Here is a 13,945-nt window from a genome sequence, read left to right on the forward strand (position 1 = left end):
CCCCTGGAGGTGAGCATGTCCGTGACCCCGGCATCGGCCGAGTCCACCCCTTTCGAAATCGCCCAGGCGGAAACCCCTGCGACGTCGCATGAGACGGATACGCATGCGGCCCAGCCGGCAGGCGAAGTGCACACCGAAACGGGTGTGGCCCATGGCGACGAGCACGCCACCGGCGTTTTCCCGCCCTTCGACCAGACCACGTTCGCATCGCAGCTCCTGTGGCTGGCGATCACCTTCGGTCTGTTCTACCTTCTCATGTCGAAGGTCGTCATTCCGCGCATCGGCGGCATCCTCGAGACGCGCCATGACCGCATCGCGCAGGACCTCGACGAAGCCTCCCGCCTGAAGGCGGAAGCCGACGCCGCGATTGCGTCCTACGAGCAGGACCTTGCCAGCGCCCGCGCCAAGGGCAATGCGATCGCCTCGACCGCCCGCGACGAAGCCAAGGCCAAGGCCGACGCCGAGCGCGCCAAAATCGAAGCCTCGCTGCAGGACAAGATCGCCGGTGCCGAGACCCGCATCGCCGAGATCAAGGCCAAGGCCCTTGCCGATGTCGGCTCGATCGCCGAGGAAACCACGGCAGCCCTCGTCGAGCAGCTCATCGGCGCCAAGGCCACCAAGGCCGAGATCGCTTCCGCCGTGAAGACGGCCGCAGGCGAATAAGGAGGACACCATGGCATTCGACGCAACATTCTATGCCTTTGTCGGCCTCCTGCTGTTCCTTGCCCTCATCGCCTACCTCAAGGTGCCGGGCATGATGGCGAAGGGCCTCGACGCCCGCGCGGAGAAGATCCAGAACGAGCTGGCGGAAGCCAAGCGTCTTCGCGAGGAGGCCCAGCACCTGCTCGCCGAATACCAGCGCAAGCGCAAGGATGCCGAGGCGGAAGCCGCCAGCATCGTCGCCGCCGCTGAACGCGAGGCGAGCGCCCTGACGGCCGAGGCCAAGCAGAAGACCGAGGAATACGTCACCCGCCGGACGGCGCTCTCCGAGCAGAAGATCCGCCAGGCCGAGGCCGACGCGATCAACGCCGTGCGCGCCGCCGCCGTCGACCTCGCCGTCGCCGCCGCCGAGAAGGTCATCGCCACCAAGGCCGATGCCGCGACCGGCAAGGCACTGTTCGACAACGCCATCGGCGAAGTGAAGGCCCGCCTCAACTGAGGTCGCCCGCACGATCGATCTGAGAAAGGCCGGAGCGATCCGGCCTTTTTTCGTTGTGCCTATGCCATGACAAGGCGTGTCATGTGCTGGCCCGATACGCCTCGCCGATCTCGCGCTCGGTGAGAATGCGGTCGATCAGGCCCCATTCCAGCGCCTCCTCGGCTGTCATGAAGCGGTCGCGGTCCATGGCCTTTTCGAACTCCTCGTAGCTGCGCCCGCAATGGCGGGCATAGAGCCGCGTCATGCGCTGCTTGGTCTTCAGGATCTCCTCGGCGTGGATGAGCATGTCCGATGCCTGGCCCTGGAAGCCGCCGGAGGGCTGGTGGACGAGGATGCTGGCATTGGGCAGGGCGGCCCGCATGCCGGGCGCGCCGGCCATCAGCAGGAACGAGCCCATCGAGCGGGCGGTGCCCATGCAGAGCGTGTGAACGGGCGCGCGGATGTAGCGCATCGTGTCGTACATGGCAAAGCCGCTGGTGACCATGCCGCCGGGCGAGTTGATGTAGAGCTGGATCGGCTTCTGCGGGCTCTCGGCCTCCAGGAACAGCAGCTGTGCGCAGACGAGCGCGGAGACGGTGTCGTTCACCTCGCCGTTGAGGAAGATGATCCTCTCGCGCAGCAGGCGGGAATAGATGTCGAAGGAGCGTTCGCCCCGGCTGGATTGCTCGACGACCATAGGGACGAGTTGCATCGTTTCGCGCATGGGCGAACTCCTGTCTTCCGGATTGTTTCGGGGAGGGGTGGGTTAGGTCAGGCGGCGCGCATCAGCGTGCGCCCGTTGCCGTTGCCATTGTCGTTGACGGGCCGCGGCACGACGCGTGCATCCGCAAGGCCATGGACGATCCGGAGCGTGGTGCCGCCCTGCCCGTTGGGACGGAGCTGGAACACGACGAGGCTTTCGAGATGGGGCGGTTCATCGTCCCGCAGCCTGTAGCGGATTTCCTTGCCGGGCGCGGTCAGGACCGGCTCGGCGTCGGCGAGCGCGCCGCCCGGCAGCCATCTTTCGCGAAAGGCGGGAATGCTGATGGCCCGCCAGACCTTTTCGGTCGGTGCGTCGAGCTCGTATTCGAGCACGAGATCCGTCGCCTGCTCGGCCTGCCTGTCGCTCATTGGTCCATGTCCTTCAGCAAATCCTTCAGGGCGTCGATCCGCGCCGGCCAGTAGGCCCGATATTTTGCGAGCCATCCGGCAATGCGCGCCAGCCCGTCCGGGTCGACCTCGTAATTGATGAACCGTCCCTGCCGCTCCTCGCGCACCAGCCGCGCCTGGCGCAGCACCGCCAGATGCTGGGACATGGCGGGCTGGCTGATCTCCATGCCCTCGCGCAGCGCGCTGGCATTCATCGCGCCGTCCGCCAGCTTCTTGAAGATCGCGCGGCGCGTGGGATCGGCAAGCGCCTTGAATATCTCGTTCTCGATCATGAGAATGAGATAAGCATACACTTATCTGATTTGCAAGGACCCGGTCGTGCAGGCAGGCGGGAGCCGTCCCCCCGGGCTCAGTCCTGCCGGAGCGGGCGGAAGCTCATGCGGTGCAGCCGGCAGGGGCCGATATCCGTGATGGCCCTGCGGTGCACTTCGGTGGCGTAGCCGGCATGGATGGCGAAGCCGTAGCCGGGATAGGTGTCCTCGGCGCGGGCCATCATGCGGTCGCGCATCACCTTGGCGACGATGGAGGCGGCGGCGATGGAGAGCGAGCGGGCATCGCCCTTGACGACGGCGCGGCCCTCGCAGGCAAGGCCGGGCGGCACGTCGCGGCCATCGGCCAGCACGAGTTTCGGCGCGATCTCCAGGCCCGCGACGGCGCGGCGCATGGCATCGAGGCTCGCCTTGCGGATGTCGATGGCATCGATGCGGCGCGACGAGCTGGAGGCGACGGAGACGAAGGCCGACTGCAGGATCAGGGTGAACAGCGCCTCGCGCCTGGCGGCATTGAGCTGCTTGGAATCGTTGAGGCCGCCGGGGATGTTGTCCGGGTCGAGCACCACGGCGGCGGCGACGACCGGACCTGCCAGGGGGCCGCGGCCGGCCTCGTCCGTGCCGGCCACCGGCCAGATGCCACGCTTGAGGGCCGCGGCTTCCATCTGGAAATCCGGCCCCTCGGGCAGGTCGAAAAGAAGGCGGGAATCGGAGGATGCGGTACGGGACATGCGGCGAACCTCGCACATCCATCCGATTCCCTGCAAGCCCTCCGGCAGGAGGCGGACGCCGGAGGAGCGCCGGTCTGCCCCGGGGAAAGGCAGACCGGAAGAAGAGGCCGGGCGCGGGCGCCCGGCGGGGTTTCGTTTTCGCAGCTCTCCGGTTCGGGCCGAACCGGATGGGCTGGATTTCCCGGTGCCGTCAGTCCTTTCGGGAAAGCCGGATCCGCTTTCCCCTGACAAATCGGCCGGGCGAGGCGCGAGGCCCCTCCCGCCTTACAGCAGCGAAAGCTGCACGCCGCTGCCCGAGGGCGGCACGAACTGGTCGCAGGCGAGGCTGCGGCGGGTGCGGGTCAGCTCCAGCCGCTTGGCCGCCATCTCGAAGCGGCGGGCGATCTGCCAGGCATAGGGACCGGCGCCTTTCATGCGCTTGCCGAATTCGGCGTCGTAATCCTTGCCGCCGCGCATGGAGCGCACCAGCGACATGACATGGCGGTAGCGGTCCGGGTAGTGGCGCAGCAGCCAGTCGCGGAAGAGCGGGCTCACCTCCAGCGGCAGGCGGAGCAGCACATAGCTCGCCTCCAGCGCGCCGGCGGCCTTGCCCGAATCGAGCACGCGCTCGATCTCGTGGTCGTTGAGGCCGGGAATGATCGGCGCCATCATGATGGCGACGGGAATGCCGGCCTGCGAGAGCGTGCGGATGGCCTCCAGTCGGCGCGGCGGGGTCGCGGCGCGCGGCTCCATGGTGCGGGCGAGCTTGCGGTCGAGCGTGGTGACGGAAAGCCCGACCCAGGCGAGGCCCCGCGCCGCCATGCGCGCGAGGATGTCGATGTCGCGCAGCACGAGCGCCGACTTGGTGACGATCGAGACCGGATGGTTGGCCGCGTCCAGCACCTCGAGGATCTGCCGCATGATGCGCCATTCCTTCTCGATCGGCTGGTACGGATCGGTATTGGTGCCGATCGCGATGACGCGCGGCTTGTAGCCGGGCTTGGAGAGCTCGCGTTCCAGCAGCTTCGGCGCATCCGGCTTGGCAAACAGCCGTGCCTCGAAATCGAGGCCGGCGGACAGGCCCATGAAGGCATGGGTCGGCCGGGCGAAGCAGTAGATGCAGCCGTGTTCGCAGCCGCGATAGGGATTGATCGAGCGGTCGAAGGGAATGTCGGGCGATTCGTTGCGCGTGATGATGGTGCGCGGCTTTTCCACCTGCACCTCGGTTCTGAAGGGCGGCAGTTCCTCCAGCGTCTGCCAGCCGTCGTCGACCGTCTCGCGCGTCACCGGCTCGAAGCGGCCGGTGAAGTTGAGGCCCGCGCCCCGGCCGCGCCGGCGCTCGCTGTCGACGCGCATGCCCGTCTCGGCCATCAGCGCTTCGGCAATGTCTTTCGCGTGGCCGGGCGCAAGCGCGCCCTGCCTCAGGCTGGCCAGATCGTTCATGAGTGTCTCCGCCGGGGGCAGGCCCCGATTCAATGATTATATTCCTATCGCGCAAATGAGAACAATGCAAGAACAAATTTCGGGGCGCCGCTAACCATGCCGCCTAACCATGCGGGAAACTTCGCGGGTTCCCGCGGTGGAAATCGATGCTGCAATGCGGTATGGGAGGACATGCTGACCATCATCATGGAATGCCGGGACAATGAGGCCGAGCTTGCGCAGACATTGTCTGCGCTGGTTTCCGGCGCCGTCGAGGGCATCGTGCGCGACGTGATCGTGCTCGACCACGGCTCGCGCGACGGCTCCTCCAAGGTGGCGGACGCAGCCGGCTGCCGCTTCCTGACGAGCTGGGACATGAAGGACGTGGTGCGTTCGGCCCGCGGCGACTGGCTACTGCTGCTGGAGCCGGGCGCCCGGCCGCTGTCGGGCTGGGTGGATGCCGTCGTCGACCATGTGTCGGTCAACCGCAATCCCGCGCGGTTCCTCGGCTCGCGCAGCCACCGCCGGCCGTTCTTCCAGCGCCTTGCGCGCCGTCGCGCGCCGCTGGAGCAAGGCTACCTCGTCAGCAAGCGCCAGGCCTCGGCCGCCGTGCGCACCGGCATGACGCTCGCCGACATAGCGACGGGTGCCGGCGTGCGCCGGCTGGCCGTGGAGCTGGTGCCCGCCTGGGCCGTGAAGGCCATGCGGACGGGGATCGATTGAGCCAGGGCCGGACATCGTTGCGGAACAGGCCGTCGGTGACGGATAGCTCGATTGCGAAATCGGCGTCGGCATCGATGTCGCGCCACTCCCCCCGGAGGGGAGCGGGTCAGCCGGCGGTGCGCTTCAGGTGCTCGTCGAGCCGCGGCATGATTTCCACGAAGTTGCAGGGCATGTGGCGATAGTCGAGCTGCGCCTTCAGGATGCCGTCCCAGGCGTCCTTGCAGGCGCCGGGCGAGCCCGGCAGCGCGAAGATGAAGGTGGCGTTGAGGACGCCGCCGGTCGCGCGCGACTGGATCGTCGAGGTGCCGATCTTGTCGTAGGAGATGCGGTGGAAGACCTCGGAAAAGCCGTCCATGCGCTTTTCGAACAGCGGTTCCAGCGCCTCCGGCGTCACGTCGCGGCCGGTAAAGCCCGTGCCGCCCGTTGTGATGACCACGTCCACCGCATCGTCGCGCGTCCAGGCTTCCACCCTGGCGCGGATCGCGGCCACGTCGTCCGTCACGATGGCGCGGTCGGCAAGGCGGTGCCCGGCCTCCCTGATGCGCGCGACCAGCGTATCGCCGGACCGGTCGGTGTCGAGGGTGCGCGTGTCGGAGACGGTAAGCACGGCGATGCCGACCGGGATGAAAGGCCTCGTCTCGTCAATATGCGCCATCGTCGGCTCCTTTGCCTTGCGCTTCCAGCGTGCGCGTGGCGGTGAAAAACCAGTGCGGATGCCGGCGGGAGAGCGCCGCCGCCGCGGTCTCGGCAGCCGCGTCCGTATCGTATAGCGCAAAGCAGGTCGCGCCGGAACCGGACATGCGCACCAGGCCGGCGCCGGTGGCCGCAAGGCTTTCGGAGATCACGGCGATCTCGGGGCAGAGCCGGCGGGCAGGGGGCTCCAGGTCGTTGCGCAGGCGCGCAAGCGCTTCCGCCCAGCCGGCGGCGCCCGCAAGGGCGAGCGGCGGGTTGTGCCGGGAGGCAAGCGCCTGGAAGACGGCCGGCGTCGAAACGCCGACGAGCGGATTGGCCAGCACGATGGGAAGGGCCGGCAGGGCGACGGGGGTGATCGCCTCGCCGACGCCGCGCGCGCGCAGCGGGCGGCTGGCAAGGCACATCGGCACGTCGGCGCCGAGGCCGATGGCAAGCGCATCCAGCCCGTCGGCGGGCAGCTCCGCGCGCCACAGCGAGATGAGGCCGCGCAGCGTCGCGGCGGCATCCGCCGAGCCGCCGCCGATGCCGGAGGCGACGGGCAGGTTCTTTTCGAGATGGATGTGCACGGGCGGGGCCGCCTGCCCGGTCGGGGCGAGCGCCGCGCGCAGCCGGTCGCGCGCGCGGGTGACGAGGTTGTCGGCCTCGGCCGAAAGCGCCCCGCAGAAGCGGCCGGTGAGGGTGAAGCGGTCCTCGGCCGCCGGCGCAAGGCCGATGCGGTCGCCGAAGGCGGTGAAGGTCACGAGGCTGTCGAGGAGGTGGTAGCCATCCTCGCGCCGGCCGGTGACGGCGAGCGCGAGGTTGATCTTGGCCGGGGCCGGCTCGACGACCGCGAACCCCGACAGGGCGTCGGCGTCAGCCATGCGGCGTCAGGACTTGCGGTCGGCCGCCGTGCCCTCGGGCGAGGGGTTCTGCACCGGCTTTTCATCCTTGGCTTCCGCGGAGGCCGGCTCGGTCTTCTCCAGTTCCGGCAGGCCGTTTTCGATCTTCAGCTTGATCTTCGGGATTTCAGCCTCTTCCGGCTTCAGGCCGAGCGCACGGTTCCACTGGAAGGTGGCTTCCAGCTTGCGGCCGACGCGCCAGTAGGCATCGCCGAGATGGTCGTTGATCGTCGGGTCGCCCGCCTTCAGCTCCGCCGCCCGCTCCAGTTCCGCCACGGCGTCGGAGAAGCGGTTGAGGCGATAGTAGGCCCAGCCGAGCGAATCGACGATATAGCCGTCGTCCGGCTTGATGCTGACGGCCCGGCGGATCATGTCCAGCCCCTCGTCGAGGTTCATGTTCATGTCCACCCAGGAATAGCCGAGGTAGTTCAGCACCTGCGGCTGTTCCGGGTTCAGCTCCAGCGCCTTGCGGAAGTTCGGCTCGGCCTTCTCCCATTCCTTCAGCCGCTCATAGGCGATGGCGCGCTGGAAGAAGATGCTCCAGTGGTTGCGTGTCGGGACCGGGCCGATGGCGGCGACCGCACGGTCGTAGAGACTGGCCATCTCCTTGTAGTCCTTGGCGTCCGACAGCACGCTGCCGAGCGCAAGATAGGAGCGCAGGTCCGCCGGATCGGCCTCGATCAGTTCCTGCAGGTGCTTCTTCGCCTCGGGAACCTTGCCCGTATCGGCAAGGTTGAGGCCGAGCTGCAGCTCGGAAATGCGCCGCATCGGCGACTTTTCCGGCACGGCGCGGTAATATTCGATCGCCCGCTCCGGCTTCTTCTGGTTCTCCGCCAGCCCGCCGAGCAGCACCAGCATGTCGTCGCTGTCCGGGTCGAGCGCGCGGGCGGCCTGCAGGTAGAGCGAGACGATGTCCTCCGCGCCGTCGCGGTTGAGCGCGCCGCCGATCGAGAAGAGCACGGCGGCGGCGCCCTGCGCGGCGTTGCGCACCTGCTGCTCCTGCTTCTCGCCGGCCTCGATGCTCTGGCGCAGCGCCTTCAGCGGCGCATAGCTGGTGATGAAGTTGTCGCCGACCGAGATGGCGTCGAGCGCCTTCTGCTTGTTGCCCTCATGGGCCTCGAGGCGGGCAAGCGCCATCACGGCGCGGATGAAGGTGTCCGGCGCGGCGCTCGCGCCGTTGCGGTCGAGGATGGCGTCGTTGAGGCGCGCGCGCGCCGTCGCCTTGTCGCCGGCCGCCGCGGCCAGCGCGCCGGCATGGTAGTTCTTGAAGATGGCGAGCCAGTCCGGCCCCTCCATGCCGCCGATCAGCTTCAGCGCTTCCTTCGACTTGCCGTCGCCGAACTTGGCCCAGGCGAGCAGGAGGTCGTTCATCATGCGGTCGAGATCGTTCGGTCCCCTGTAGACGAGGATCTTCTCGGCGCTCTTGTATTCGCGCTTGCGGATCGCCTCCATGCCGCGCACCACGGCGGTGATGCGCTCGACGGCGGGGTCGTTGCGCAGCGCATCGGCAAGCTTCACGCCCTCCTCGAAATCGCCGTTCATCAGCTGCGTCACCATCAGGCGCTGCTTGACGTCCTTGTTGGTGGGGTCGAACTGCAGGGCGATCTTGTAGAGCGCGACGGCGGTCTCGTATTCCTTGTCGAAATCGGCCGTGCGGGCGGCGAGGAAGGCGCCGGAGAAGGTGTTGACGCTCAACGGATCGAACGGCCTTTCCTCTGCGGCCGCGGCTGCCGGCTTTTCCTCCGCATATGCCGCCAGAGGGCCGGCCAGGGTACCGGCAAGCGCGATGCTGGCCGCGATCGCCACGCCGGAGAGAAGCCGAAGGAGAAGGGAATGCCGCATCAAAATGCCTTTCGCCAGAAGCTGTGCCGTAGCCCTATGGGGATTGCCGTGACAAATTCAGCCACGATCACGCCCAAATCAATCACGGACTCATGACGGCAGAGAATGGCTTTTTTGGCGCGGTGCGGCAAGAAAATCCTGCCGGACCGCGTATTCGCCGATCAGCTGACGCGGGCGATGGAGAAGTCGATGACTTCGAGCAGCGCGTTCTTCCAGGGCGAGGCCGGCAGGGGTGCGAGCGCGTCGCGGGCGATCATGCCGTAGTGCTGGGCGCGGGCGATCGTGTCCGTCAGCCCGCCATAGCGGGTGATGAGGCCGAAGGCGCGTTCGAGGTTCGCGTCGTCGCTTTTTCCGCCCTCGATCGCCTCGCGCCAGAAGGCGCGGTCTTCCGCCGTGCCGCGGCGCCAGGCGAGGATGACGGGCAGGGTGATCTTGCCCTCGCGGAAATCGTCGCCGGTGTTCTTGCCGAGATCGGCCGCCTTGCCGCCATAGTCGAGCGCGTCGTCGACGAGCTGGAAGGCAAGGCCGAGATTCATGCCGTAGGATTTCAGCGCGTTGCGCTCGGCCCGGCCGGTACTGGCGATGATCGGCCCCACTTCCGAGGCGGCGGCGAAGAGCGCCGCCGTCTTGGCGCGGATGACCTGGAGATAGTCGTCCTCGGTCGTCTCCATGTTCTTGGCGACGGAGAGCTGCAGCACCTCGCCTTCGGCGATCACGGTGGCGGCGGTGGAGAGCACGTCGAGGGCCTCCAGCGAGCCGACCTCGACCATCATCTTGAAGGCCTGGCCGAGCAGGAAGTCGCCGACGAGCACGCTCGCCTGGTTGCCCCAGATCATGCGGGCGGTGGATTTGCCGCGGCGCATGTCGCTCTCGTCGACCACGTCGTCATGCAGGAGCGTCGCCGTGTGCATGAACTCGACGCTGGTGGCGAGCTTGATGTGCTGGTCGCCGTCATAGCCGAACATCGCGGCGGAGGCGAGCGTCAGCATGGGGCGCAGGCGCTTGCCGCCGGAGGAGATCAGGTGGTTGGCGACCTCCGGGATCATCGCGACGTCGGAGCCGGCTTTCGACAGGATGAGCTGGTTCACCCGCTCCATGTCGGCCTTCGTGAGATCGACGAGCGGCTTCACAGACGCCTGTTTGTTTTTGCCTTCTTCAAGCGGTATCACGACGCCCAAATGCCCGGACTCCTGTTCATTTTTGTTGAAAGACAATAGAAAGCGGGGCTTCCTGCGGCAAGAGGCGAATTGTCCCGCCTCGGGAATTATGGCTGGAAAACGACCGGAATGATCGAATTGATCCGCACCAACGACGCCGTCCTGCTCTCCTTCGCGGAAAGCCTGATGAAGGAGGCGGGAATCCATTGCCTGATCGCCGATCAGGCGATGAGCATCCTCGAAGGCTCGCTCGGCATGCTGCCCCGCCGCTTCCTGGTGGAGAGCGACCGGGCGGACGAGGCCCGGCGGATCCTCAAGGATGCGGGGCTCGAAGCGGAGCTGCGGGCGTGAGGGCCGTGGTTTTCACGGTGAAGGCTGCATTCGGAGCACCCTCCTCTGCCCAGCCGGGCATCTCCCCCTCAAGGGGGGAGATCGACTTGGGGCAAGGCAGTGCCACGATCCAATCTCCCCCCTTGAGGGGGAGATGCCCGGCTGGGCAGAGGGGGGATGGCCAAGCCCGGCCCCGCGCGCAGGGGACGACCTGCCCATGACCGTCACCGAAACCGTCGACGCCTTCCACTACGGCCGCTTCCACGTCGTCCAGCCGAAGGGCATCGGCCATCGTTCGGGCATGGACGCCATGCTGCTCGCCGCGCTGGTGACGGGGAAGGGACCGATGCGCGTCGCCGATCTCGGCGCCGGGGCGGGCGCTGCCGGCCTTGCCGTCGCCGCATGCAACGAGAAGGCCGAGGTGCTGCTCGTCGAGCGCTCGCCGCTGATGGCGGGTTTTGCCCGCAAGTCGGTGGCGCTTCCGGAAAACGCCGCCTTTTCGGCCCGCGTCGGCGTGCTGGAGGCCGATGTCGGGCTCGCGGGCACGGCCCGCGTCGCGGCGGGCCTCGCCGACGAGGTCTTCGACCAAGTTATCATGAACCCGCCCTTCAACGACCGCATCGGCAGCCGCACGCCGGACGCGCTGAAGGCCGAGGCCCATGCCATGGAGCATGATCTCTTCGAACGCTGGATCCGGACGGCGGGCGCGATCCTGAAGCCGGGCGGCCAGCTCTCCCTCATCGCCCGGCCGGAATCGATCGCCGAGATCGTCGCCGCCTGCGGCCGCCGCTTCGGCGGCATCGAGATCACCGCCCTCCATCCCCGCCCCGGCGAACCGGCCCTGCGCATCCTCGTCACCGCCATCAAGGGCTCGCGCGCCAGGCTGGCGCTTCGCATGCCGCTCGTCATGCACGAACCCGGCCGGCACGCCTTCACCCCCTTCGTCGACGACCTCAACAACGGCCGGGCAAGCTATCCGCGCCTGTCGAAGACCTGAATATTCCGTGATTGTCTTGCGTTTTCGCCCGTCGTGCATACATCAGCCGGGCAAACGAACAGGAGGCAGGATCGCGCGATGGCCGGATTTTTGAAGACGCTGGTGCCGAAGAGGTTCCGCAAGGAAGGGGTCGCGATCCCGGTCGTCCGGCTGCACGGGGCGATCATGGCCTCCGGCAGCCAGTTCCGGCCGCCGCTCAATCTGGCCACCGCCGCGCCCGCGCTCGAAAAGGCCTTCGGCTACAAGCAGGCGCCGGCCGTGGCGATCTCCATCAATTCGCCCGGCGGCTCGCCGGTGCAGTCGCGGCTGATCTTCCAGCGCATCCGCGCGCTCGCGGCGGAAAAGAACAAGCGCGTGCTCGTCTTCGTCGAGGACGTGGCGGCCTCCGGCGGCTACATGATCGCGCTTGCCGGCGACGAGATCTTTGCCGACCCGACCTCGATCGTCGGCTCGATCGGCGTCGTCTCGGGCGGCTTCGGCTTTCCGGAAATGCTGAAGAAGATCGGCGTCGAGCGGCGCGTCTACACGGCCGGCAGCAACAAGGCGATCCTCGATCCGTTCCAGCCCGAGCGCGAAAACGAGATCGAATATCTCAAATCCCTGCAGCTCGAGATCCACCAGGTCTTCATCGACATGGTGAAGGAACGCCGCGGCGCAAAGCTCACGGACGATCCCGACCTCTTTTCCGGCCTGTTCTGGACCGGCGGCCGGGGCCTGGTGCTCGGCCTTGTCGATGGCCTTGCCGACATGCGCTCGGAGCTGAAGAAGCGCTATGGCGAGAAGACGCGGCTGGAGCTGGTCTCGGCGCCCAAGGGGCTGTTCGGCCGCAAGGCGCCGGGCGTCGGGGGGCCTTCCGGCGACATTGCGGAGCGTATAGGCTCTGCAGGCGTGGCCGCCGTGGCGGGCCTTGCGGAAGAAAAGGCGCTGTGGGGCCGTTTCGGCCTTTCCGGATAAGGCGCGCGTGAAACAAGGGGAGGGGCGATGGCCCAGATCATCTTTCTGCTGCTGGTCGTCGGCCTTGCCTGGTTCGGCTATCGCAAGTTCGTGGCCGACGCCGAACGCCTGAGCAAGCTGCGCAAGCGGTCCGAGGAGGAACGCCGCACCGGTGCCACCGGCACGCTCGTCAAGGATCCGGAAACCGGCGAATACCGCCTGCGCCGCGACGACGAATAAAGAGGCCCGGCAAGCGCGGGATACGGTTCGGCGCCGGGATGTGTGGGAAAACAGCGAGATGGCTCCTTTTCGCGATTTGGGAACACGATGGAAGGATCTGTCGCCGCGGCACGGCTGTGTGCCGGCGCGGGACTGGAAACGAGGCCCTGTCGTGCGGTCCCGGGACATTAACCACGCTCCGTAAGGTTAACGCGGGATTTAAGCTTTTGCAGCCGCCTGCCGGCGTTGCCCCCGCGCGTAAGAAGGCCGATCTAGCGGTCAGGGCTGCCATGAGGGCGTCCCGGCAGTGAACGGAGAAGATCCATGGCCTCGCTTGACCTCGACTGGATTCGCACCATCGTCGTGACGGGCGGCGCCGGATTCATCGGCTCGCATATCGTCGACGACCTCCTCGCCCATTGCCCGAAGGCGCGCATCCGCGTGCTCGACGCCTTCACCTATGCCGCCGACATGTCCTATCTCGATGCCGCCTTCCGCACCGGCCGCGTGACGCTGCAGGAGGGCGATGTCGGCAATCTCGACCTCGTCACCGAAATGCTGAAGGATGCGGACCTCGTCGTGCATGCGGCGGGCGAAAGCCATGTCGAGCGCGCCTTCTCGGTGCCGGAGCGCTTCACGCTCGCCAATGCGCTCGGCACGCAGGTGCTGGTCGAGGCGATGGGCCGCCGCCGCGTGCCGCTGATGATCCATGTCAGCTCCGCCGAGGTCTATGGCGCCGGCAACGGCCAGCCGGTCGGCGAGCTCGCGCCGCTGCTGCCCGACAATCCGCTCGGCGCCTCCAAGGCTGCCGCCGAAATGCTGATTGCCGGCCTGCGCCGCTCCTTCGACCTCGATATCCGCGTGCTGCGCCCCGTCAACATCGTCGGCACGCGCCAGAACACCGAAAAGCTCCTGCCGCGCTTCCTCGAGCTTGCCGCCGTCGGCCGGCCCCTGCCGGTGCATGGCGACGGCCGGCAGACGCGCGGCTTCGTCACCATGGCGGATTTCTGTTCGGCGCTGCGCGCGGTGGTGGCGCGCGGGGCGGAGAACGCCACCTACAACGTGGCCGGCGACGATTTTCTCGACATCCTCTCCGTCGCGCGCCTGGTGCTGGAGACCGTGCAGGAGCCCGTTTCCGGCGTCAGCTTTGCCGGCGGCCGGCCGGGCAATGCCAGCCGCCCGCCGCTCGACACGCGGGCCTTGAAGGCGCTCGGCTGGCAGGCGAAGGGCACGCTGCGCCGCGAGCTTCCGATGCTGGCCGCCTGGTACGGCGCGCGCATGCCGGCGGGCCTGCGCCGCCAGGTGCGGCAGGTGCCGGATCTCGCCCCGCAGCGCGTGCAGGCCGTCACCCAGGCCGCCGGCTCCGGGCTCTTCCGCTCGCTCGAACGGCACTGACCCGTTTCGGGCGCCGGCCCGAAACCCTTGACCCTTCCGGCGCATCGTGGCACCAGTCCGGCACCTTTC

At 67.7% G+C, this 13,945-nt stretch carries 17 protein-coding genes; 8 read left to right on the forward strand and 9 right to left on the reverse strand.

Translation table 11 applies throughout. From position 1 onward, the window contains the following. Positions 1-15 precede the first annotated feature (15 nt). Positions 16-663, forward strand: coding sequence for a F0F1 ATP synthase subunit B (locus WMC41_RS03445; RefSeq protein WP_244767874.1), 648 nt, complete (start codon positions 16-18; stop codon positions 661-663). 10 nt (positions 664-673) lie between these two features. After that, positions 674-1,159: a F0F1 ATP synthase subunit B gene (locus WMC41_RS03450; protein WP_244767873.1), complete on the forward strand. Its 486-nt coding sequence runs from the start codon at positions 674-676 to the stop codon at positions 1,157-1,159. Positions 1,160-1,238: 79 nt separating this feature from the next. On the opposite strand, the gene WMC41_RS03455 is transcribed toward WMC41_RS03450, so the two are convergent. The 5 genes from WMC41_RS03455 to WMC41_RS03475 form a co-directional block, all read right to left on the reverse strand. Then, positions 1,239-1,862 (reverse strand): ATP-dependent Clp protease proteolytic subunit, encoded by a 624-nt coding sequence (locus tag WMC41_RS03455; protein ID WP_288080691.1) that lies wholly within the window; start codon positions 1,860-1,862, stop codon positions 1,239-1,241. Between the two features lie 47 nt (positions 1,863-1,909). Next, positions 1,910-2,269 carry an SRPBCC family protein gene (locus WMC41_RS03460; RefSeq protein WP_432347032.1) on the reverse strand — a complete coding sequence of 120 codons (360 nt, stop codon included), beginning with the start codon at positions 2,267-2,269 and terminating at the stop codon, positions 1,910-1,912. Continuing rightward, complete coding sequence (locus WMC41_RS03465; RefSeq protein ID WP_432348245.1) at positions 2,266-2,580, reverse strand: ArsR/SmtB family transcription factor; 315 nt, start codon at positions 2,578-2,580, stop codon at positions 2,266-2,268. Before WMC41_RS03465 ends, WMC41_RS03460 begins: the two co-directional genes overlap by 4 nt. A 77-nt stretch (positions 2,581-2,657) precedes the next feature. Next, positions 2,658-3,326 (reverse strand): ribonuclease HII, encoded by a 669-nt coding sequence (locus WMC41_RS03470; RefSeq protein WP_272804602.1) that lies wholly within the window; start codon positions 3,324-3,326, stop codon positions 2,658-2,660. Positions 3,327-3,572: 246 nt separating this feature from the next. Continuing rightward, the gene (locus WMC41_RS03475) at positions 3,573-4,730 is read right to left on the reverse strand and encodes a PA0069 family radical SAM protein (protein ID WP_272804603.1); all 1,158 of its coding nucleotides are present in this window, start codon (positions 4,728-4,730) and stop codon (positions 3,573-3,575) included. A gap of 171 nt (positions 4,731-4,901) precedes the next feature. Here WMC41_RS03475 and WMC41_RS03480 point away from each other — a divergent pair, with 171 nt between their 5' ends. Then, positions 4,902-5,432, forward strand: coding sequence for a glycosyl transferase (locus tag WMC41_RS03480; RefSeq protein WP_432347033.1), 531 nt, complete (start codon positions 4,902-4,904; stop codon positions 5,430-5,432). Between the two features lie 106 nt (positions 5,433-5,538). Here WMC41_RS03480 and moaB read toward each other — a convergent pair whose 3' ends face one another. The 4 genes from moaB to WMC41_RS03500 form a co-directional block, all read right to left on the reverse strand. Beyond that, positions 5,539-6,087, reverse strand: coding sequence for a molybdenum cofactor biosynthesis protein B (moaB, locus tag WMC41_RS03485; RefSeq protein ID WP_244767868.1), 549 nt, complete (start codon positions 6,085-6,087; stop codon positions 5,539-5,541). After that, entirely contained in the window at positions 6,074-6,985 is a 912-nt protein-coding gene (locus WMC41_RS03490; RefSeq protein WP_432347034.1) for a 4-(cytidine 5'-diphospho)-2-C-methyl-D-erythritol kinase, read from the reverse strand. The genes moaB and WMC41_RS03490 overlap by 14 nt, the downstream gene beginning before the upstream one ends. A gap of 6 nt (positions 6,986-6,991) precedes the next feature. Continuing rightward, positions 6,992-8,845: a tetratricopeptide repeat protein gene (locus WMC41_RS03495; RefSeq protein WP_244767866.1), complete on the reverse strand. Its 1,854-nt coding sequence runs from the start codon at positions 8,843-8,845 to the stop codon at positions 6,992-6,994. Positions 8,846-9,006: 161 nt separating this feature from the next. After that, positions 9,007-10,023 (reverse strand): polyprenyl synthetase family protein, encoded by a 1,017-nt coding sequence (locus WMC41_RS03500; protein ID WP_432347035.1) that lies wholly within the window; start codon positions 10,021-10,023, stop codon positions 9,007-9,009. Between the two features lie 108 nt (positions 10,024-10,131). Here WMC41_RS03500 and WMC41_RS03505 point away from each other — a divergent pair, with 108 nt between their 5' ends. The 5 genes from WMC41_RS03505 (at position 10,132) to WMC41_RS03525 (ending at position 13,876) form a co-directional block, all read left to right on the forward strand. Continuing rightward, the gene (locus WMC41_RS03505) at positions 10,132-10,353 is read left to right on the forward strand and encodes a DUF2007 domain-containing protein (protein WP_064329242.1); all 222 of its coding nucleotides are present in this window, start codon (positions 10,132-10,134) and stop codon (positions 10,351-10,353) included. Positions 10,354-10,549: 196 nt separating this feature from the next. Continuing rightward, complete coding sequence (locus tag WMC41_RS03510) at positions 10,550-11,329, forward strand: tRNA1(Val) (adenine(37)-N6)-methyltransferase (protein WP_432347036.1); 780 nt, start codon at positions 10,550-10,552, stop codon at positions 11,327-11,329. A 78-nt stretch (positions 11,330-11,407) separates the two neighbouring features. Beyond that, entirely contained in the window at positions 11,408-12,283 is an 876-nt protein-coding gene (locus WMC41_RS03515; RefSeq protein ID WP_432347037.1) for a S49 family peptidase, read from the forward strand. A 27-nt stretch (positions 12,284-12,310) separates the two neighbouring features. Further along, positions 12,311-12,502 (forward strand): hypothetical protein, encoded by a 192-nt coding sequence (locus WMC41_RS03520; protein WP_064329246.1) that lies wholly within the window; start codon positions 12,311-12,313, stop codon positions 12,500-12,502. A gap of 303 nt (positions 12,503-12,805) precedes the next feature. Further along, entirely contained in the window at positions 12,806-13,876 is a 1,071-nt protein-coding gene (locus WMC41_RS03525) for a dTDP-glucose 4,6-dehydratase (RefSeq protein ID WP_288080707.1), read from the forward strand. Positions 13,877-13,945: the final 69 nt, after the last annotated feature.

The organism is Shinella yambaruensis (assembly GCF_050859155.1).
In the GTDB taxonomy this organism is placed as follows: domain Bacteria; phylum Pseudomonadota; class Alphaproteobacteria; order Rhizobiales; family Rhizobiaceae; genus Shinella; species Shinella yambaruensis.

Coding starts and splice junctions, on each gene's coding strand:
- WMC41_RS03445 (WP_244767874.1), top strand. CDS start 16: ATGTCCGTGACCCCGGCATCGGCCGAGTCCACCCCTTTCGAAATCGCC.
- WMC41_RS03450 (WP_244767873.1), top strand. CDS start 674: ATGGCATTCGACGCAACATTCTATGCCTTTGTCGGCCTCCTGCTGTTC.
- WMC41_RS03455 (WP_288080691.1), bottom strand. CDS start 1,862: ATGCGCGAAACGATGCAACTCGTCCCTATGGTCGTCGAGCAATCCAGC.
- WMC41_RS03460 (WP_432347032.1), bottom strand. CDS start 2,269: ATGAGCGACAGGCAGGCCGAGCAGGCGACGGATCTCGTGCTCGAATAC.
- WMC41_RS03465 (WP_432348245.1), bottom strand. CDS start 2,580: ATGATCGAGAACGAGATATTCAAGGCGCTTGCCGATCCCACGCGCCGC.
- WMC41_RS03470 (WP_272804602.1), bottom strand. CDS start 3,326: ATGTGCGAGGTTCGCCGCATGTCCCGTACCGCATCCTCCGATTCCCGC.
- WMC41_RS03475 (WP_272804603.1), bottom strand. CDS start 4,730: ATGAACGATCTGGCCAGCCTGAGGCAGGGCGCGCTTGCGCCCGGCCAC.
- WMC41_RS03480 (WP_432347033.1), top strand. CDS start 4,902: ATGCTGACCATCATCATGGAATGCCGGGACAATGAGGCCGAGCTTGCG.
- moaB (WP_244767868.1), bottom strand. CDS start 6,087: ATGGCGCATATTGACGAGACGAGGCCTTTCATCCCGGTCGGCATCGCC.
- WMC41_RS03490 (WP_432347034.1), bottom strand. CDS start 6,985: ATGGCTGACGCCGACGCCCTGTCGGGGTTCGCGGTCGTCGAGCCGGCC.
- WMC41_RS03495 (WP_244767866.1), bottom strand. CDS start 8,845: ATGCGGCATTCCCTTCTCCTTCGGCTTCTCTCCGGCGTGGCGATCGCG.
- WMC41_RS03505 (WP_064329242.1), top strand. CDS start 10,132: ATGATCGAATTGATCCGCACCAACGACGCCGTCCTGCTCTCCTTCGCG.
- WMC41_RS03510 (WP_432347036.1), top strand. CDS start 10,550: ATGACCGTCACCGAAACCGTCGACGCCTTCCACTACGGCCGCTTCCAC.
- WMC41_RS03515 (WP_432347037.1), top strand. CDS start 11,408: ATGGCCGGATTTTTGAAGACGCTGGTGCCGAAGAGGTTCCGCAAGGAA.
- WMC41_RS03520 (WP_064329246.1), top strand. CDS start 12,311: ATGGCCCAGATCATCTTTCTGCTGCTGGTCGTCGGCCTTGCCTGGTTC.
- WMC41_RS03525 (WP_288080707.1), top strand. CDS start 12,806: ATGGCCTCGCTTGACCTCGACTGGATTCGCACCATCGTCGTGACGGGC.